At 42.4% G+C, this 18,467-nt stretch carries 20 protein-coding genes; 11 read left to right on the top strand and 9 right to left on the bottom strand.

Going from position 1 to position 18,467, the window contains the following annotated elements:
* The first annotated feature begins 15 nt into the window (after positions 1-15).
* The 4 genes from CSH93_RS02380 (at position 16) to CSH93_RS02365 (ending at position 3,198) form a co-directional block, all read left to right on the top strand.
* Positions 16-693: a PilZ domain-containing protein gene (locus CSH93_RS02380; protein ID WP_164078273.1), complete on the top strand. Its 678-nt coding sequence runs from the start codon at positions 16-18 to the stop codon at positions 691-693.
* A gap of 17 nt (positions 694-710) precedes the next feature.
* Positions 711-1,172, top strand: a complete 462-nt coding sequence (locus CSH93_RS02375) for an Mpo1 family 2-hydroxy fatty acid dioxygenase (protein WP_100641586.1) — start codon at positions 711-713, stop codon at positions 1,170-1,172.
* Positions 1,173-1,295: 123 nt separating this feature from the next.
* Entirely contained in the window at positions 1,296-2,381 is a 1,086-nt protein-coding gene (locus tag CSH93_RS02370; protein WP_100642317.1) for a sensor histidine kinase, read from the top strand.
* On the top strand, positions 2,371-3,198 hold the full coding sequence (locus CSH93_RS02365; protein ID WP_100641584.1) for a LytR/AlgR family response regulator transcription factor: 828 nt from the start codon (positions 2,371-2,373) through the stop codon (positions 3,196-3,198). The genes CSH93_RS02370 and CSH93_RS02365 overlap by 11 nt, the downstream gene beginning before the upstream one ends.
* Positions 3,199-3,206: 8 nt before the next feature.
* On the opposite strand, the gene CSH93_RS02360 is transcribed toward CSH93_RS02365, so the two are convergent.
* On the bottom strand, positions 3,207-4,205 hold the full coding sequence (locus CSH93_RS02360; RefSeq protein WP_100641582.1) for an ATP-dependent 6-phosphofructokinase: 999 nt from the start codon (positions 4,203-4,205) through the stop codon (positions 3,207-3,209).
* 186 nt (positions 4,206-4,391) lie between these two features.
* Here CSH93_RS02360 and CSH93_RS02355 point away from each other — a divergent pair, with 186 nt between their 5' ends.
* Both CSH93_RS02355 and CSH93_RS02350 read left to right on the top strand, forming a co-directional pair.
* Positions 4,392-5,228, top strand: a complete 837-nt coding sequence (locus CSH93_RS02355; RefSeq protein WP_100641580.1) for a DUF6279 family lipoprotein — start codon at positions 4,392-4,394, stop codon at positions 5,226-5,228.
* Between the two features lie 5 nt (positions 5,229-5,233).
* Positions 5,234-6,169, top strand: coding sequence for a DMT family transporter (locus tag CSH93_RS02350; protein WP_240615468.1), 936 nt, complete (start codon positions 5,234-5,236; stop codon positions 6,167-6,169).
* On the opposite strand, the gene CSH93_RS02345 is transcribed toward CSH93_RS02350, so the two are convergent.
* Together CSH93_RS02345 and CSH93_RS02340 are read right to left on the bottom strand one after the other, a co-directional pair.
* A complete protein-coding gene (locus CSH93_RS02345; protein ID WP_100641578.1) occupies positions 6,166-6,444 on the bottom strand; it encodes a hypothetical protein in 279 nt (92 codons plus the stop codon). The genes CSH93_RS02350 and CSH93_RS02345 overlap by 4 nt on opposite strands.
* Positions 6,445-6,448: 4 nt before the next feature.
* On the bottom strand, positions 6,449-8,098 hold the full coding sequence (locus CSH93_RS02340) for a response regulator (protein WP_164078272.1): 1,650 nt from the start codon (positions 8,096-8,098) through the stop codon (positions 6,449-6,451).
* Between the two features lie 118 nt (positions 8,099-8,216).
* Between CSH93_RS02340 and CSH93_RS02335 the strand changes: the two genes are divergently transcribed.
* From CSH93_RS02335 to CSH93_RS02325, 3 genes are all read left to right on the top strand, one after another.
* Positions 8,217-8,699, top strand: coding sequence for a VC2046/SO_2500 family protein (locus tag CSH93_RS02335; protein WP_100641574.1), 483 nt, complete (start codon positions 8,217-8,219; stop codon positions 8,697-8,699).
* Between the two features lie 83 nt (positions 8,700-8,782).
* Complete coding sequence (trhO, locus tag CSH93_RS02330; protein WP_100641572.1) at positions 8,783-9,775, top strand: oxygen-dependent tRNA uridine(34) hydroxylase TrhO; 993 nt, start codon at positions 8,783-8,785, stop codon at positions 9,773-9,775.
* A gap of 102 nt (positions 9,776-9,877) precedes the next feature.
* A complete protein-coding gene (locus CSH93_RS02325; protein ID WP_100641570.1) occupies positions 9,878-10,123 on the top strand; it encodes an EF-hand domain-containing protein in 246 nt (81 codons plus the stop codon).
* Positions 10,124-10,272: 149 nt separating this feature from the next.
* On the opposite strand, the gene CSH93_RS02320 is transcribed toward CSH93_RS02325, so the two are convergent.
* The gene (locus CSH93_RS02320) at positions 10,273-11,592 is read right to left on the bottom strand and encodes a DEAD/DEAH box helicase (RefSeq protein ID WP_100641569.1); all 1,320 of its coding nucleotides are present in this window, start codon (positions 11,590-11,592) and stop codon (positions 10,273-10,275) included.
* Between the two features lie 487 nt (positions 11,593-12,079).
* Here CSH93_RS02320 and CSH93_RS02315 point away from each other — a divergent pair, with 487 nt between their 5' ends.
* Positions 12,080-13,264, top strand: a complete 1,185-nt coding sequence (locus CSH93_RS02315) for a hypothetical protein (RefSeq protein WP_100641567.1) — start codon at positions 12,080-12,082, stop codon at positions 13,262-13,264.
* Between the two features lie 85 nt (positions 13,265-13,349).
* On the opposite strand, the gene CSH93_RS02310 is transcribed toward CSH93_RS02315, so the two are convergent.
* The 3 genes from CSH93_RS02310 to CSH93_RS02300 form a co-directional block, all read right to left on the bottom strand.
* Positions 13,350-14,213, bottom strand: coding sequence for a type 2 periplasmic-binding domain-containing protein (locus CSH93_RS02310; protein WP_100641565.1), 864 nt, complete (start codon positions 14,211-14,213; stop codon positions 13,350-13,352).
* A gap of 269 nt (positions 14,214-14,482) precedes the next feature.
* Positions 14,483-15,139, bottom strand: a complete 657-nt coding sequence (locus CSH93_RS02305; RefSeq protein WP_100641563.1) for a CoA transferase subunit B — start codon at positions 15,137-15,139, stop codon at positions 14,483-14,485.
* A gap of 11 nt (positions 15,140-15,150) precedes the next feature.
* The gene (locus tag CSH93_RS02300; protein ID WP_100641561.1) at positions 15,151-15,849 is read right to left on the bottom strand and encodes a CoA transferase subunit A; all 699 of its coding nucleotides are present in this window, start codon (positions 15,847-15,849) and stop codon (positions 15,151-15,153) included.
* A gap of 108 nt (positions 15,850-15,957) precedes the next feature.
* Between CSH93_RS02300 and CSH93_RS02295 the strand changes: the two genes are divergently transcribed.
* Entirely contained in the window at positions 15,958-16,833 is an 876-nt protein-coding gene (locus tag CSH93_RS02295; protein ID WP_100641559.1) for a LysR family transcriptional regulator, read from the top strand.
* 35 nt (positions 16,834-16,868) lie between these two features.
* Here the strand turns inward: CSH93_RS02295 and CSH93_RS02290 are convergent, their stop codons facing one another.
* Together CSH93_RS02290 and CSH93_RS02285 are read right to left on the bottom strand one after the other, a co-directional pair.
* Positions 16,869-17,636, bottom strand: coding sequence for a hypothetical protein (locus CSH93_RS02290; protein WP_100641557.1), 768 nt, complete (start codon positions 17,634-17,636; stop codon positions 16,869-16,871).
* 66 nt (positions 17,637-17,702) lie between these two features.
* Positions 17,703-18,386: a sensor histidine kinase gene (locus tag CSH93_RS02285; RefSeq protein ID WP_100642316.1), complete on the bottom strand. Its 684-nt coding sequence runs from the start codon at positions 18,384-18,386 to the stop codon at positions 17,703-17,705.
* Positions 18,387-18,467: the final 81 nt, after the last annotated feature.

The raw sequence follows: 18,467 nt of genomic DNA, 5'->3' as shown, positions 1-18,467 counted from the left end.
ACAAAAAATAAAAGCGTGAAGGCACCTCAAATTTCGGCAGACGATCTGGCTAGCTTGCGAGCACTTCAGCCCGGTGCTCTTGTTGACCTTCAAGTTTCTACGCCTACGAGTCCCAAGCGTGTAAAAACGGTTTATGTGGGGATGGACTATCCCCGTTGTCTGATATTTCAATTTCCCAATATCAAAAAATATGGCGTGATGAAGGATGTTTTGTATCCTGAAAATACCGTGATTATTCGCTATGTGCTGGAAGGTTCTAGTGGTCAGGTTATTGCGTTTAAAGCCAAAATAAATCATGTCCAATCACAACCGGGTCAATTGTTTTTTACGACGTTTCCTCGTTCGTTACAAAGTATCGGTTTACGCTCAGAAAGGCGGGCTGCACCTGGCATTGCTGCGGAGCTCAGTTTAGGTGATGATAAAAATGTCCTCAGCAGCTTGATCGTTGATGTATCGCAAAGCGGTTGTCGTGTTGCAGTGGCACAATCGTTGTTTGAAGACCGTCCGGCAGAATGTATTGAGGCTGGTCAGGAAGTCACTTTGTGTGTTGATCTCAGTGAAAAAACGCTGATTTTAAAAGGTGACATTCGAAATAGTCGTTCCGACGATGGCTATTTATTTTTGGGAATACAATTTGAATCGACGACAAATGATGTCGATGTATTATTAAAACGTCACATAATAACAGTATAAAACCGACGGAGGTTAGTATGCGTCAAATTGAGGCATTGCTACAAAAGTATGGCGAGAGTCATCAAAACAAAACCAATATTATGATCCATGCAATTGCGGTCCCGGCAATCTATTTAGTCACCGTTGGCCTATTGTGGTCGATTCCGGTTCCAGATTTTATCGCCTACTTTAATGTAAATTTTGCGCATATAGCAGCAATACCGGTTTTGTATTACTACTTCAAATTATCAGGCCCCATTGGCGCTGCAATGACATTGTTAACGCTGGCGGCTTTCGGCTGCATTAGATTGTTAGTGTTTTATGATATCAGTGTGTTTTATTTCTGTGTCAGCCTGTTTGTGGTGATGTGGATATTACAGTTTGTAGGCCATAAGGTTGAGGGCAAGAAACCTTCATTCTTTGAAGATTTACGCTTTTTATTGGTGGGTCCTGCCTGGTGGTGGGTTCACTGGTTAAAACGCATGAATATCAGTTACTGATGTGTATTTCTTCCTTTAAATTCTAGGGATCTGCGATAAGAAGGTGCGTTGATACGACCAGCGCATCTTCATTAACACTTTTTCCTTTTATAATCGAATCAAAGACTTCTAAAAGTGAATGATGTGAGTCGTTGGCAAAAAGTATTCGATAATAACGAACGTCTATTCTGGGCACTGCACTCTGCTGGTTGGGCAGGGTTTGCACTGGTGTATTACATCGGTTCGTTTTTGCATGATATGCGACCGATTTGGGTTTTCATCATAATTCTGAATGCCTATGCAGGTTGGCTTTTCACCATTCCTCTTCGCTACATATTCCGTTGGGCTCGTCAGCAGTCTGTAGTGAAAATGTTAACCACAGTGTCGTTGTCGAGTTATTTAGTAGCACTCATATGGGCCGTCGTTAAGAACATCAACTATTGGGAAATATACAAGCACGGATATCGTCCTGATGAATGGTATATGTATACAACCAATACCATTAACTCATTGATGATGATTGTGTGTTGGGGCGGTTTATATTTTGGTATTAAAAACTTCCAGATGCTACAAAAGGAAAAACAGTTAGCACTAAAAGCTACAACCATGGCTCATCAAGCTCATATTCGTATGCTGCGTTATCAGCTAAATCCACACTTTTTATTCAACACATTAAACGCTATCTCAACATTAATTTTAATGAAAGAGAATAAAACTGCTGAAACTATGGTCACTAGATTGAGTAACTTTTTACGTTATTCGCTGGATAATGATCCGATTAAGCGCGTGCCATTGTCACAAGAGATACAAGCATTGCGGTTATATTTGGACATTGAAAAGGTCAGGTTCGATGATCGGTTGACTGTCGAATGGGAAATTGAGCCACGTTGTGAGCGAGCGTTGGTGCCGAGTATGATACTTCAACCATTAATCGAAAACGCAATCAAATATGCGATTTCTAAAATGAGTAGTGATGGCACAATTCGTATACATGCGCGCGTGTTTGGTAGTGATCTACTTATCGATGTTTCAGATAATGGACCTGGTGCAGAAATAAAAGACGGTAAGCTTACCCGCGAAAATGGCGTAGGTTTACCGAATATACGTGAAAGATTGCATTCGCTTTACGGGAAGAATTTTTCTTTTGTAATTGCTAATAATCAACCAAAGGGGTTGCGCGTGAGTATCCGCATTCCCTACGAGGTAAAGGAAGCCGAGAATGACGAATAAAACATTGCAGGTGATGGTTGTGGATGACGAGCCTTTGGCGCGTCAAGGCCTTAAATTAAGGCTGCAAGCTCACGATGACGTGGAAATAGTGGGTGAATGCAGTAATGGTTTAGACGCTGTTACTCAGATACCACAAAAACGCCCTGATTTGGTATTCTTGGATATTCAAATGCCAGAACTCAATGGCTTTCAAGTAATTCAGAAGCTTCGCGATTTACGTCAGCCAATGCCACTGATTGTGTTTGTCACCGCATACGATAGTTATGCCATTAAGGCCTTCGATATTCATGCATTAGATTATGTGCTTAAGCCGATAGATGATGTTCGCCTTGAAAAAGCACTGAGCAAAGTACGAAACGCTTTGACCCATCAGGAAAGTCAACAAAACACTGATAAGCTTGTCAGTTTAGTCGCCGACCTAACCGGTGATGATTGTGAAGAAATCTTGAGAAAACTGGCAACGGGCGAGCCTGTTGAGAGTTCACCGTACCCAGATATTATGTCGATTAAGGATGGTTCTGAAGTCACGCGAGTGCCTGTATCTGATATTCAATGGGTAGACGCAGCCGGCGATTACATGTGTGTTCATGCGCGAGATGGAATGCATATAATGCGCAAAACGATGAAGGAATTAGAGCAATCGCTAAACCCTAAAATGTTTATTCGCGTGCACCGATCTGCCATCGTCAATATCAACTTTGTGAAAAAGTTAGTCAGCCATGTAAGCGGCGAGTATCACCTTATTCTACACAATGATACAGAGCTCAAGGTGAGTCGTAGTCACAGGGATAGGGTAAAAGCTGCTATGGATTTATAGCAGCTTCGCTAATCTGTCGTCGCGTTGACCAGAGTTCGCATAGTATCAACGCAGAAACCTTCCAATGGCTTACTGTTCTCCCATGTATGCGGTAAGGGAACTGAGACCGGTGAGCCATCAACTTCCCCAATCATTACGCCTGTTTCACCATTTTTAATGGCATAGACTGCGTGAGCTCCAAGCTTACTTGCGAGGATCCGGTCTTGTGGAACGGGAGAGCCACCACGTTGAACGTGACCTAGGATCACCGGCCTGACATCGCTACCGGTACGTTTTTCGAGTGTCGCTACTAAATTTGCGATCCCGCCTGGCCAAACATTTTCGGCTACGACAACAATATAACTGATGCTGCCATGCGTCTCGCGACGGTAATCCAATTCATCGATCATGGCCTGAAGCGCTTTTTCTTCTGTTTCAAAAAGCTCCGGTACGATCACATGATCTGAAGCTGATGCTAAGGCTGCATTTAACGCAATAAAACCGGAATGACGCCCCATTACTTCAACTAAAAATATACGTTCGAAAGCATCCGCTGTGTCTCTGACTTTGTCGATAGAACTAACTGCTGTCTCAATCGCCGTGTAATAACCGATTGTGGCATCTGTACCGTATATATCGTTATCAATGGTCCCAGGTAATCCAATGACTTGTCCTGTCCAAAACTGACTTAAATGATGAGCACCTCTGAATGAACCATCACCGCCAATAACCACTAATGCGTCTACGCCCGCATCAGAAAGGTTTTTGGCAGCGAGTTCTCCAGCTGCGTCGGTTTTAAATTCAAGACATCGAGCACTGTGCAAAACAGTACCACCGCGTTGAATCAGGTTGTGCATGTCTTGCGCAGCTAGCGGTTTATATTGCTGTTTAAGTAAACCGTTGTAACCGTGTAAGTAACCAATGGCTTCAAAACCTAACTGTTCACAGGCTAACACTACAGCACGTATACAGGCATTCATGCCAGGCGCATCGCCACCTGAGGTCAAAACAGCAACTTTTTTTGTCACAAAAGGAATCCTTTTACTAATTGTTTGTCGTAACAAGCGTATAAGCTACGCAAGCAAATTTGAATTGGCAAGTCACATTCGCTTACACAAAGCTGCGCAGTTTGATTTTATATTTTTGTAAACTGACAGTCGTACATTGCACATTATATTCAACGGTTACAGGTACGATAAACAAGGAGTTTTTATATGCGTCAGTGGTTGGTTATCAGTGCTGTTATTCTTTTTATCAGTGGTTGTTCTTCAAAATTCGCTTATAACAATCTGGATTGGTTGGTGTATTGGTATGTAGATGATTATGTTGAGCTATCAAAACAACAAGAATCAATCTTTGACGAAAAGCTAAATCAATGGTTGTCATGGCATCGTGATCACGAACTCAAGCGCTACATCGATCATCTCAATCAGGTAAAGTCCAGCGCGATGTCGGAGGGATTGACGCCGGAGCAAGTTAATCAACAAATAGAACTCGCACAGCAACACTGGGAAAGATTACGTTCAAAGTTGGCGCCAGAATTGGCACAGATGGCGGTTTCATTGTCTGATGATCAAGTGGTGTATTTGTTTGCCGCGTTAGAAAAAGAGAACCAAGAACGGGAAGAAAATCGTGCAGACATGGATGATGAGGAGCGTTTGGAGCGCCGCCGCGACGACTTATATGAAGACGTTGAAGAGATGATCGGTAAGTTGACCAATGAACAAAAGCAAATTATTGAGTTATATGTTCCATTGTTTGAATCAACGGTTGATGAATGGATAGCCTACCGACGCGATGTTCAACAGCGCGCAAGGGTATTGTTTACTATGCGACGCGAAAACCCTGATTTTGTTAGCCAATTAACAGAGTTAATGTTAAATCCAGATGTGTATCGGAGCGAAAAGCACAAAGAAACACAGGCGCACAATCGTCTCTTATACACAACTATGATTTCTGAAATTCATAGTACATTAACGAATAAACAAAAACGTAAGCTTGAAGAAGAAATTAGCGCTATTATTGCCGATCTTGAGGATTTGATGAGCTAACGTCATTGAGCGCGGTACAACAGCAAGTATATCGACCCGGTTTAGGTTTCTTTCTAGCATTTATTACAGCCGTTTTGTGGGGCATATTGCCTGTATTTTTGAAGCTCTGTCTAATGGTAATGGACAGTGCAACTATTACGGCCTATCGCTTTTACAGTGCAGGTTTAGTGGTGTTTGGCATGCTTCTGTTACGCAGACAAATGCCAACTAGACACAGTTTGAGCCGCAATGGTTGGGTATTACTTAGCGCGGCAACTGTACTGCTCGTATTGAATTATGTGACAAATGTTCAAGGGCTATTGTTTCTAAATCCGGAATCGGCACAAGTCCTGATGCAAATAGCGCCCTTTATGTTAATGCTCGGAGGCGTGTTTTTTTACAAAGAAGTCTTCACCCGTCAGCAAGTTACCGGCGCTGTTGTTCTGTTACTCGGATTAGTTTTATTCTTTAATCAGCGTTTGCCACAAATATTGTCTTCAACTCATGAAAGCCCTTATGGGCTATTTCTAATTATTATTGCTGCAGTATGCTGGGCGGCTTACGCGTTGTTGCAAAAGCCATTACTATCATCAATAACCGCACGTCAGCTCACGTTTTTTATCTACATGTTGGGCGGCACGATGTTATTGCCTTTTACTACGCCGATGTCCATTTTTGAGATGGACACTGTACAGCTGTGGTCATTGGTATTTTGCTGTGCGAATACGTTAATTGCCTACGGTGCATTTACTTACGCAATGGGAATATGGGAAGCATCGAAGGTGAGTGCAGTAATCGCGATCGCGCCACTGTTTACACTCATCTCCTCTGAAATAGCCATTGACGTTTGGCCTTCTGTATTCGTCAGTAGTGAACTTGATACTGTCGCGTACATCGGCGCTTGTTGTGTAGTCTTAGGCAGTATGTTGGCTTCTTTGGGGCGAAAGCGCAGCGCGAATTAGTTTTCCTTGCGAGCACCAATGGGTTTTTGGTCACCTTTGCAAATGGTGTCATAACCATCCCTGTAGTACCGCAGGTCAGTACATTCGGTTTCGTAACGTTTTCTAGCGGTTAAGGCTTGTTGCGGATGTTTATTATCTCGCATTGTTTTAGCTAGATCCTGACAAACCGCTTCTTGACGCTGGACTTCGAGTATATCTTCGCAAATATCCTTTGAGGCGCAGCCAGATAATGACGAGACAAAAGCAACACTGATAGCTGTCATAACAATTCGCATGGATTTACTCACTTTTAATATAGGGGGTCAGTTCAGATGTTAGCGCATCTAGTTTTTGTTGGTGCATGTCACGTAATGGAATGCTATTTACTAATTTATAGACGTCCTTGAGCTCTTTTACCAATTTGGCATCTGGTTTGCGTTGCATGTCGAGCAACTTCACTAAACTTTGCAGAAGATTGAGTGCGACACCAACATTGACTGGGGCTAATTCTTGAGCAGAACGAAAGCTATCTGCTGCGGTTTCATAGCGCCCTTCACGGTATGCATCAATACCGTTTTTATTGTGCACTTTGTATGCATCTTTCCGTTCCTGACTATCGGCTTGTTTGTCGAGTAAGTATTGTACGTTGGGATCGATGAATTCTTCATTAGAGGTTAGTAGCTTAGTTAATTTTTCAGCTTCCTCAAAATCACCGATATCGGTCATCACTTTAATGCTATCGGGCGCCAGTTTTAGCGGGAAGTCTGGGAAGTTTTGCTCAATGTTAATTTGTGCTTCTTCCATTAATTGTTTCGCTTGGAGTATTTTACCATCAATAGCGCTGATGCGTGAATTCACAATCGTTTCGAACAACGCATAGTCGAACTGTTCATCAGGTCGACTGAATACTTCGTCACGTTTACTGCGTTGCAGGGTAAGTAACGCCTCTTGTTGATAGCGATTTTGCACCTTCTTTTCGTCGGCTTGTTCGGCAATATCTAACAAGCTTCTTACGTAATTGCTGAAGTGCATGACATCTTTGTGCATTGAACGTTTACTGATCTGCCAAATGGTGTGACAACACTCTTTGGCGAACTCTAGATCTGTATTCACGCGTCCAATTTGGGCTGCTAATAATTGACGTTGAATGGACAAGGGCGCAATGGCAATAGCTTGCTTGATGTCCTCTAACGCTTCCTCGTGGGAACCTTCTAACATATGCGCTTGTGCGCGAAGATCGTACGACTCAACATAGAAGCGATTAACACTTAACAGCTGATTCGCGATGTCAAAGACAGGGGAGGGATTGCCTTGACCAATATACCCTCTCGCAAGGGCAACTTGTGCCCATTTAACCGGTCGGTTTTCATTTACGCTCGATGATAATGATACCGCAGCGTCATAGTTTTCAGCACGTAAATAAAGATTTGCTAATAGCTTCAGGCAGTTATTGCGATAGTTTAATTTACCCTTCAGAAGCGTCTGACAACAGTCAACGGCTTCATTAATTTCGTCTTTCTCTACAAGCTTGTATACGGGAGCTAACTCCATTCGCTTGTGAAATGCGCGGTTCAGGCGAGTTTTTAATTGGACTTGTGAAAATGGTTTAATTAGATAGTCATCAGGTTCTTTTTCAATAGTACCCAATACACGATGTCGTGTGCTGTCTGAACTTATTACTAACATTACAGAGGTGGGCTTAAGCCATTTGCGCGCCCGTAGCTCCTCTATTAATTCATAACCATTTTTCTTGTCTTGGCCTAAATGGATATCCGTAACCACAAAATCAAATTTCTCCTTACGACATAAGCCAAGTGCACTCTCTGCATTTTGTGCAACAGCAACGCTTTGGGCACCCAGCGTATTAAGCAAGCCCCTAAGCATCATAAGAAAGGGACGCTGGTCTTCGACCACTAAAAAGCGTTTTTTGGAGTAATTTATGATTTCCATGAATATATGTTTACTGCGTTCATAACCTGAATAGTTAATCAAAGCCAGCATAAAGGCAAGCTGAAGAATTTATTTTGCTGGCCGATAGTATTGAAAAGTCGAAGAAATTTTTAACTTAATGTCTGATAGCGCGGTTGTTGATCATCTTATTCTGCGAGACCTTGAATTTAGTGGACGCTTAAACAAAGCGTTACATTCAGGGCATGACTTTAGTTATTACTTAGCGCAAGTCAGCACAGACATTACCGAGAAACTATCGATCCAATCGATACAAGCTGAAAATGATGCGCGCGGGCAAGATACTCTCTCAAATTTCTACCGAAGACCCGCACTTTCAGCTTTGCCAAGTGACTATAATACTGTGCGAGTTAATGCTGAATGTTCGGCGCAAAACGATATGCCAAACTTAAAGCTTTGGCTGTGTATGCATCCAGAGCCCTTATCTGTACATAGTGATCCTAAGTACATAGAACCAGAGGTAGTTGCTAACTGCGATTGGCCGACACAACAAAGACTCAAACAGGCGCTAATACACAGTGTTCCACAATCGGCTCCTGAACTCGCAGACATTATTCCAATGAGTCAGGAATTGCTTGCCTAGTTTGCAATTTAACAGTCATTTCCGTATAGTTCGCGCCGCATTTTGCACTGGTTTTACGTTCCAATTCGCAAATAGGAAAATTTATGTCTGCTATAACCGTATGCGCGTTATACAAGTTTGTAACGCTGGAAAACTTCGAAGAGATCCGTCAACCCCTAACTGATGTCATGTTAAAGCATGGTATTAAAGGTACCTTGTTACTTGCCCATGAAGGCATTAATGGCACTGTCTCTGGTACGCCAGAAGCTATCGAGTCATTACTGGCATGGCTGAATGCTGATGAGAGGCTAGCGCCTATCTCGTATAAAACCAGCATACATTCTGAACAGCCTTTCTACCGTACTAAAGTCAAGTTAAAGAAAGAAATTGTGACTATGGGGGTCAATGGTATCGACCCGCGTAAAACGGTAGGTACATATGTTAAGCCTAAAGATTGGAATGACTTGATTTCAGATCCAGAAGTATTGTTGATCGACACTCGCAACGATTATGAAATTGAGATTGGTACTTTTCAAAATGCAATCAATCCGAACACAGAGTCGTTTCGTGAATTTCCACAATATGTAAAAGAAAACCTAGATCCCAACAAACACAAGAAAGTCGCAATGTTTTGTACGGGCGGGATCCGTTGTGAGAAATCTACTGCGTATTTAAAAGAGCAGGGATTTGATGAGGTATACCATTTAGAAGGCGGTATTCTTCAATATTTAGAAGATGTACCCAAAGAAAACTCTATGTGGGAAGGGGACTGTTTCGTTTTTGATAACCGTGTTGCGGTGAATCATGATCTAGAGAAAAGTGTTTATGATCAATGCTATGCGTGTCGTTTACCAATTACTGAAGAAGACAAGCAAAGCGACAAATTCGAAGCCGGCGTTAGTTGCCCTAAATGTTTCGGTACGCACTCCGAAGAGCAAATAAAGCGCTTTAGAGAGCGAGAAAAGCAAGTTCAGCTAGCGATGGAGCGCAATGAAGCACACGTGGGTAGTGACGCTCGAATTGCAACGAAAGAACGTCGACAAAAGAAAGCTGCTGAGCGAAGAGCGCAAAAGCAAGCAATGGGTAAGCCTTTTTAATTGGTTCGAAAAAGACTGAGGCACCATCAGGTAAGCGTAGACATTCAGGTTAATTCAAGGATAAACTTGAGTTTCATTTATAGATAAATTTAGTGTTGTACTATGTCTGATAAGCAATTGACAAACGAACAAATTGAAGCGATTCGTAAAGAATTTGAATTTTTCGATAAAGATAATAACGGCCAAATAGACTTACCCGAGTTTATCGAGCTGTTAACGATTATTTCTCCTAAAACAAAAGCGAGCCGCGTTAAAGAAGGGTTTGATTTGATTGACGACAACCACGATGGTTTCATCGATTTTGAAGAATTTCTGGACTGGTGGCAAGAAGGCTGGTGGGAATACTAAAAGTACCCAATCAAAGAACTTAAAAAGGGCGCCTATGGCGCCTTTTTATTATCTAATGTATTTCTCTTGAGCCTTGCAGCGTCGTATCAGCAGTTAACTTTTAGCGTTTCTGTCACTACTGAGCGGCTTTTCAGTGCAAATTCACTTACTTAGTCTTCATCCACAGGCTTGGGTTTGCGTCGAAGTGGGGCATCTCCAACTTCGGTGCCGAGCATACTTTTTACACGTTTATTCGATGTTTTTGACTCAGAGTTAGTAGTTTTTCGAGCTGTTTTCTTTTTGGGGGCACCTTTAGGTTTGCTCGGGGCTTTGATATCAAAGCCTTTAAACGCAGCCGCAAATCCTTCTATGATCTTTTGCGGTAGTTCATAGTCAAGAAGAGCACGTATAAGGGTAAAGCTACGCCAATCCCGAGGACCAACCAATGAAAGGCTCTGGCCAGCGCGACCCGCACGGCCTGTGCGCCCAATGCGGTGGATATATTCTTCAGGGTGTTTAGGTAAGTCAAAGTTGACCACAAGTTCAACGCGTGGCAGATCGAGTCCACGACTCGCAACATCCGTGCATATCAATAAGGTATGCTGGCCTCTGGAAAACGCGTTCATAATGTTTGCTCTTTGATTCTGAGCAAGCTCTGCATGCAGTGCGACAGCATCGAACCCTTGTTCATTCAATACCTGTGCTAAACGTTCTGTATCTTCGCGTGTTGCAACAAACGTAATCGCTTGACCATGAGGCGTTTGCTTTAATATCTGTGCAAGCAATTGGTCTTTATGTTCGACTGAATCGGCAAAAACGTAATGCTGACTAATATCAGCATGTTGTTCAGTGTCGCTGCCGACAACTATTTTTGTTGGGGTTTTAAGTAATTTTTCTGCCAGAGTATCAATACTGATTTTGCCAATCGTTGCAGAAAACATCATAGTTTGACGTTTACGATGATCAGCAAAGCGATTGATCATCTCCAATTGTTCTTTGAAACCGAGATCTAACATACGATCGGCTTCATCAAATATGAGTAGTTCTAGCCCATTAATGAAGAAAGAGCGACTATCTAAATGGTCGGCAATACGACCAGCAGTGCCAACGATGATATGTGGACACTTTCGTAGGGCTTTGATTTGGTCATTGTAATTTTCACCGCCCACGATCAATTGACAATTTACAGGCATACCCGCGGTTAACCACTTAGCTTCGCTGAATACCTGCTTAGCGAGTTCTCTTGTTGGCGCGAGAATGAGTACACGAGGGTCTTTTCTACTGAGTGCTTTATTACGTAATAAGCGTTGAACCGTTGGGATCAAAAACGCCAAGGTTTTACCGGACCCCGTTTTAGACGAGGCAACTATATCGTTACCTTTTAAAGCGGGGGCGATCACCTTAGCTTGGATTTCGGTTAAATCGGTTAACTTTTTCCCATCGAGGGCCTTAAGAATTCGGTGATCTAAGGGGAGTTCAGAAAATAGCAATGCAGCGTCCTCATATTAGTCTGCTTATTATCGCCGATCACCGCACAAAACGACAGTAAACAATACGTTTACTCAAACTAGATTAAATTGCTCGTGATATCGTGTAGTGACTACCACATACTACGTGTTCTTATCTGGAACGCTTGCCTTTACAAACTTAGCTCAATATTACACACAACAAGAATGTTCTATTTTGTTTCTAACCAATACATAACTTGCAGTTAAAATCGCTCATTTTGTTCCGCATCTTGTGAACGAAAACCGACTATGGTTCCGGTTTTGGCATCTAATTATGGTGACAACATCATGCCTTCTGAACAACCCGCTATAGGGCCATTGCCTACGATAAGAATGTCACCCTGACTCCATCCCGAAATTGATTTTTACGTGATTTTTATTGGTTGTATTTGTAAAGCTCAAACAAGGTTTACACTTCAGTGATACTAAGTGCGAGTATTGCAGGAAACTACTTAAATAAGATCGGTAAATGAAAACACTATTTCAAATTTTCCTTTTTGCCTCATTTAGCATAAGTCAGGCTTTAGCAAACATTGCTGCATCCGATGATGAAGAGGTTCGATATTTCACAAAAATAGTAGGCATTATTTCTCCCTTTATCGATTACACCTTGGTTGGAGAGATTGATAGCAGTAGCACATCCGCGCTGAATCACTACAAAGTTTCATATGATGCTCGGGGAAGAGTTAAAACCATCGCTTATTTTCATGGCATACATCCTTCTGAAGATTCGTATTTCTACGCTCACGAGGTACGTTATTCGTATGCTAAAGACATCATGTCGAGGCGGTATTTCGACATGAATGGCGCGCCTAAAGCCATGTGGAGACACTATTACATGGGCGGTGATATTCATCACGAACAATTTAAACAGTCACAGGAGCATGTGGAGTTAACGTTGTATTCAACCGCAGGCGAACCCGTTGAGACAGGCTTAAACGCCTATAAATTTGTTAAAAAGGAAAAAGACCTAGCGCAGTTCATTCAAACTCAATACGACAAAAATGAAACCCCTGTTGTTCTGACGAATTACTTTCCGTTTGAAACATCGTTAATCGTGTTAGATGAAAAAGGGTATCTAAACAGTATCATCAATCTCAACCCCAACACGGAAAAAGTGGAAAATCATGCTATTGCGGAGTTCAGTCATGTTGCTTTTGACTTCGATGAATTTGGTAATGAGCTTGGATGGACGTTTCTTAATACTAATGGAGAAAGGGTTAACAGACCGAGTGTTATTGAGTCACCAGGGTATGCTGAATGGACCTATGAGTTTGAGTGGAAAAATAGAAAGATAGGCACTTATCATAGTTTTGAAATGCGTTATTTTGAAAAAGATGGAAAGCAGTATTGCCCTGACAATCATGTGTGTGTAACACGCTATGAAACTGACAGTTTTGGCGATTACAGTGCGCAATCTTTTCATCAAGTTGACGGTGCTTTGGTGCTAAATCCCGACGTAGGTTATGCAAAGGTGACTATAATTAGAGACGGCAGAGGGCGCAGGATCGAAAGTCGATACTTTGGTGCAGATGGTCAGTTACGAACTGCTGATGTTGCGGTTCGTCGATATGAATACAAGCCGGATGGCAGCGAAATAGTCGTCGAATACGATGCCAATATGAATCAGATCTTAACCAACGATCCCCGTTAGTTTATGTTCAATAATCATAATAGAAGTAATTAGATTGTTGGCAAAGCATAGCGAGCGAAAAGCATTGGTCGTGAACATTTCACGATTAAAAGCTTTTTAAATTGACCCAATATTTGTCGTCACCAGGAGATGAGTCGGGGAGAGTGGGATTGCGCAGTGTGAAAATACGCTTTTCTTGCCATTGCGAGATAGGGTGAAGATATTTGAGTGAAACATGGTTGTTAAAGAGGTTTTCGTAACTTCCGTCAACAATGGCTGTATTCAGCGCAATCTCTAGCTGTCGAGCAAACGCGTGATCAGACTTGCGCACAAATAAGTAGATAGGTAGCTGATAGGAAAACATTACGCCTTCTACCAGTCGCAGATCGGGGTATTTATCTGCCAGCCATTGGATTTCATTTAAACCTTCATATATTGCGCGAGGAAAGTAGTCGCATCGCTTTTTGTTAGTTAGTTTAACTAACTGAATAAACTGGTCGGTAGTCGCCACAGTGTAACCATTACTGCTGAGTATTTCTGTGTCGGGCCAAGCAGTACCCTGACATGCGACAAGCTTTTTTAATGAAGACTCGCTGATATCGTTGAACCGGTGTAGGTTGTCCTTGTGCGTTAGAAAAACACGATACCCCAATAGACCGCGAAGAAGAGGGATGCGTACAGGTTCATATTCGTCTTCTCGTTGTTTAGACGTGCCGTCCCAGAAAATATCTATGATCTCTCTGTTCAACAACGATAAGGGATTAGCTTCTCTACTGTATAGATAATGAATATTTTTGAGTTCAGTTCCTTTTAGTTGGTTGTGCTTAGTAAACGCGAGTTGCAATGCGTCGGTGACAAATAACGAAGTATCGTGATCGGCGGCAAAGTATTTGATCGTTCGAGGCGGTTGCTCTGCGACACTAAACAGTGAGGTAAATAAAAGTAGGCAGGGGCACAATCGATACAGCATGTAATTGGGCGAACAACAAAGTTGTAGAATTATTGTTTTGGTATAGACAATAAAAGGCTAATTTTCAAATTACTTTACCTGTTCCTATCGGACAGTGTGAGTGTTGGTCGCAGATAATGTGCTATTTCAAATTAAATTACCACTCCAACATTAATCCTTTAGAAAATGGTCTTTCTGTGTACTTTATTGAAAGTATTTTGAAAATATAGAAATGAAAAGTGACGGCCATAAGACTTCTAACATTACAGCCGTCGGGGACGCAGGGGAGATTAGAACTGCATTTCTGGAACGTGATCAGGCACGATCAATTTGCCCGCTGTTTTTTCTTGTATTTCTTCGATGCTGACGCCAGGCGCGCGTTCAGTTAGATGGAATGCACCATCTTCAACTTTCAAAACGGCTAAGTCAGTAATGATTCGAGTAATACAATTCACGCCAGTTAAAGGCAGTGTGCATTCAGACAGAAGTTTTGAGTTACCGTGCTTGTCAGCGTGCGTCATGGTGACAATGATATTCTTTGCGCCAGCCACTAAATCCATAGCACCACCCATCCCTTTAACTAGTTTGTTTGGGATCATCCAAGAGGCTATATTGCCATGAACATCGACCTCAAAAGCACCAAGTACGGTGAAGTCAACATGTCCGCCCCGGATCATGGCGAAACTTTCAGCTGAACTAAATATGGAAGCGCCTTTGATGGCGGTGACCGTTTCTTTGCCCGCATTGATCATGTCTGGATCAACTTGATCTTCAGTCGGGTAAGGCCCCATACCCAACAATCCATTTTCAGATTGAAGCATGACGGAAATATCATCTGGGACATAGTTTGCGGCGAGTGTAGGAATTCCAATGCCAAGGTTTACATAGTCCCCATCTTTAAATTCACTGGCGACGCGCATTGCTATTTGATCTCTGGTTAATGCCATTTGCTTATCTCCTATTTAGCCAGTACGCGGCGTTCGATACGTTTCTCAAAGTCGCCTTTGATTACGCGTTGTACATAGATCCCAGGGGTATGAATTTGCGAAGGCTCTAACTCACCCGGCTCAACAATTTCTTCCGCTTCAACAACGGTAATTCTTCCTGCAGTTGCAGCCATTGGGTTGAAGTTCTGTGCAGTATGGCGGTATATACAGTTGCCATAGCGATCGGCTTTCCATGCTCTGACAATCGCGAAATCGCCCGTAATTGATTCTTCAAGAATGTAAGGACGACCATTAAACTCTTTTACTTCTTTCCCTTCACCGACCGGTGTGCCGTAACCGGTTGCCGTGTAAAACGCCGGAATACCTGCGCCGCCAGCACGCATTTTTTCTGCCAAGGTGCCTTGTGGCGTAAGTTCAACCTCCAGTTCACCATTGAGTAACTGCTGCTCGAACAGGGCGTTTTCACCCACATATGAAGAAATCATTTTTTTGATTTGTTTATCTTCTAACAAAATACCCAAACCAAAGTCATCGACTCCGCAGTTGTTCGAAACGAAGGTAAGTCCTTTTACACCCATTTTTTTGATTTCGGTGATCAAGCCTTCTGGGATACCACACAAACCGAAACCACCGGCGATAACCGTCATGTCATCGGTAAGCCCTTGCATGGCTTCCGCGTAGCTGTTTACTACTTTATTAAATCCGGACATTGTTCTCTCAATTGTTACGATAACGTTAATGCAGTATCGAACAGCTTGTTAACAAAGTGAAATTAATTTAATGTCTCAATTAATAAATAATATTTATTAAAAGTCGATATGCTCAATTTAAAAAGTATTAATGCCTTTATTACATTGGCTGAATCCAAAACCTTTGCTGAGGCGGCTGATAAATTACATATCACGCAACCGGCGCTTTCTAGCAGTATAAAAAAACTTGAAGAGTCGCTAGGTGGAAAGTTATTTTCGCGCAATACCCGTAACGTAAGCCTAACCAATGAAGGAAAAGTTTTTCTGCCAGAGGCGAAGCGATTGTGGGGGGATTGTGATAATGCGATGGCGGATATGAAGCGTTTGTTTGCGGTCAAGCAGGGCAGTTTGACGATTGCGGCGATGCCTTCTTTTGCTGAAGGCCCTCTGCCCAAGTTACTTCAGCGTTTTAATGCCGATTACCCCAATATTCGTTTCCGTATATTAGATGTGGTTATGGAAGCTGTAATTGAGTGTGTGTTAAGTGGTAGAACTGAAATAGGGTTCAGCTTCAAACCTGAACGTGATGATGGCCTTGTGTTTAGTCCTTTATTTGAGGATAAATTTATTGCAGTCGTCGATAACTCTCACCCTCTAGCAAGTGAGTCTGAACTGAGTTGGCGAACAATACTTGCTGAACCCTTTATTGCGATGAATCGAGATTCGAGTGTTCGCTTATGGTTACATCAAATCGCTGAGCAGTTAGATATGCCACTCAATCTAGTCGCAGAAGCCAATCAGCTTAGTACGGTCGGCCAGCTGGTAACAACTGGTATGGGAGTTTCTATTGTGCCTATGCTATGTCGTCCACAGATGCTGTCGAAGGGACTTAAGTGCATAGGGTTAGAGGAAGATCTATTGGTGAAACCTGTAGGTATAATAAAAGCGAAGAGACGAACGTTATCTGTGCCAGCTCAGGAGTTCTGGCACGCTGTGCTGGATTAAGCCGTCACTATAAATTGCGGTAAAAAAGCTCAATTTTACCATTTCTTCTTAGGAGCAAAGAGTTCGTCCAGATCATCTCTTTCTTGTTCTTTCTTCTTCGCTCTGTCTTGAGCATTAACATTTTTCAGGTTGTCCTGAATTTCTCTCAGCATTTCTTTGAGTTCTGCATGACGCATTTGCATATATTCGTCAGGTTGGTTTTGAGCTTCCAATGCGCCAATGGCTTTCTCGAAATATTGGCGTGCAGAGCCCAGCATGTTTGAACTTAGTGCAGCTCGGCCTCTGCGGGCGAGAGTTTCGACATTAACCCGCAGTTGCAGGCGTTCTAATGTGCGGTCTTCATGCATATATGTTTGTGTGTCGACCTTGCCTTTGCTGTGTTCAGAGCGCAGCAATATGCGAAGTTTCTTAATGGCCTGGATCATTTGAATGATCATCTTGTCATTATCAGGCAGGTTGAAGTTACTTTGATCGGGGGCGCTTGCGTTTAGATCGATGGATTGAACCCGAGATTCTGCATCTTTAACACGTTGGCGAATTTCAGGCATGGTGGGGTTGAGTTCTAGGATGATCCTCAGCGCATTATGAACACGCTGGTGCATAACCCACACAAGCTTTGTAGAAATAGGAAAGTGAGACGACGCCATTAATACATTTTCGGTCTCATCAACAATGGCTTTCTGTTTAGCTATTTCAGTGCGCTTCTCAGATTCAAGTTTTTCTTTATGCTGCTGAAAAGCATTAATCACGATGGCTATGACCACAAGTGTGACTATTAACCCAACAATAATTCCAAACGTCATATGCTCTCGTACTTTATCATTTTAGTGCACTTACACAGCGGTGCTTTATTATTCTAATGCGACAGTTTAGGGCAATTTTACTTGAAATACACTACCCCCGAAACGTCCACCATTGCTTAATTGAATTTCACCGCGGTGCTCTTGATTTTGATGAGCGTGAGCAATCATTCTTGCGAAAAATATACCCAGTCCTGTACGTCCTTGACTAACACTCACTTTGGCTAGTTCTGAAAGGCTTTGTTCAAGCATGTTTTCAGGGTAGCCCGGCCCATCATCTTCTATGGTTACGATTAACTTGTTATCGACCACATTGGCAGATAGATGAATATGCTTGTTGCCATACCTCATCGCATTGATCAGCACATCATTTAACAATAAGAAAACTAAGTCCTTATCAAAGAACCAGGTTAATGATTCATCATACTCTGTTGTTATTTCTATTTTACGTTGCTGGCTGTAGGTTTGGTTTGCCCCCACCAGCTCAATGATGAGATCTTCAACCACATGTTCGTCGATATTTAACGGAAGGCCATTAATTTCAGCACGGTACAGCGACAACATTTGTACAAGGCCTGTGTTTAAGCGCGCAGACTCGTAGTGAACTTGCGACAAATATTCTCTCGATTCCTTGTTTTCTTTTGGAATGGTGTCATCAAGCGACTCGAGTGTCTGAATCAGAAGATTCAGAGAGTTTTTCATGTCGTGCACAGCGGCTGCGAGTACAGATGAGAAATCAATTTCTTTAGACATGGTAAGGCCTTTTGTCAGCATTGCTTATTCTAGTATCTTCCAAATTCATATGTTTGCCTAATTTTTTTGCATATAGATAGA

It is taken from the genome of Neoalteromonas facilis (assembly GCF_002807665.1).
In the GTDB taxonomy this organism is placed as follows: Bacteria; Pseudomonadota; Gammaproteobacteria; order Enterobacterales; family Alteromonadaceae; genus Alteromonas_E; species Alteromonas_E facilis.
The sequence above is the reverse complement of the archived record's forward strand: the minus strand, read 5'-3'. Positions and strand labels throughout refer to the sequence as shown.

Excerpts from the sequence above, each read along its gene's own strand:
- CSH93_RS02375 (WP_100641586.1), top strand. The coding sequence starts at position 711 with ATGCGTCAAATTGAGGCATTGCTACAAAAGTATGGCGAGAGTCATCAA.
- CSH93_RS02365 (WP_100641584.1), top strand. The coding sequence starts at position 2,371 with ATGACGAATAAAACATTGCAGGTGATGGTTGTGGATGACGAGCCTTTG.
- CSH93_RS02355 (WP_100641580.1), top strand. The coding sequence starts at position 4,392 with ATGCGTCAGTGGTTGGTTATCAGTGCTGTTATTCTTTTTATCAGTGGT.
- CSH93_RS02345 (WP_100641578.1), bottom strand. The coding sequence starts at position 6,444 with ATGCGAATTGTTATGACAGCTATCAGTGTTGCTTTTGTCTCGTCATTA.
- CSH93_RS02340 (WP_164078272.1), bottom strand. The coding sequence starts at position 8,098 with ATGGAAATCATAAATTACTCCAAAAAACGCTTTTTAGTGGTCGAAGAC.
- CSH93_RS02335 (WP_100641574.1), top strand. The coding sequence starts at position 8,217 with ATGTCTGATAGCGCGGTTGTTGATCATCTTATTCTGCGAGACCTTGAA.
- trhO (WP_100641572.1), top strand. The coding sequence starts at position 8,783 with ATGTCTGCTATAACCGTATGCGCGTTATACAAGTTTGTAACGCTGGAA.
- CSH93_RS02325 (WP_100641570.1), top strand. The coding sequence starts at position 9,878 with ATGTCTGATAAGCAATTGACAAACGAACAAATTGAAGCGATTCGTAAA.
- CSH93_RS02315 (WP_100641567.1), top strand. The coding sequence starts at position 12,080 with ATGAAAACACTATTTCAAATTTTCCTTTTTGCCTCATTTAGCATAAGT.
- CSH93_RS02310 (WP_100641565.1), bottom strand. The coding sequence starts at position 14,213 with ATGCTGTATCGATTGTGCCCCTGCCTACTTTTATTTACCTCACTGTTT.
- CSH93_RS02305 (WP_100641563.1), bottom strand. The coding sequence starts at position 15,139 with ATGGCATTAACCAGAGATCAAATAGCAATGCGCGTCGCCAGTGAATTT.
- CSH93_RS02300 (WP_100641561.1), bottom strand. The coding sequence starts at position 15,849 with ATGTCCGGATTTAATAAAGTAGTAAACAGCTACGCGGAAGCCATGCAA.
- CSH93_RS02295 (WP_100641559.1), top strand. The coding sequence starts at position 15,958 with ATGCTCAATTTAAAAAGTATTAATGCCTTTATTACATTGGCTGAATCC.
- CSH93_RS02290 (WP_100641557.1), bottom strand. The coding sequence starts at position 17,636 with ATGACGTTTGGAATTATTGTTGGGTTAATAGTCACACTTGTGGTCATA.
- CSH93_RS02285 (WP_100642316.1), bottom strand. The coding sequence starts at position 18,386 with ATGTCTAAAGAAATTGATTTCTCATCTGTACTCGCAGCCGCTGTGCAC.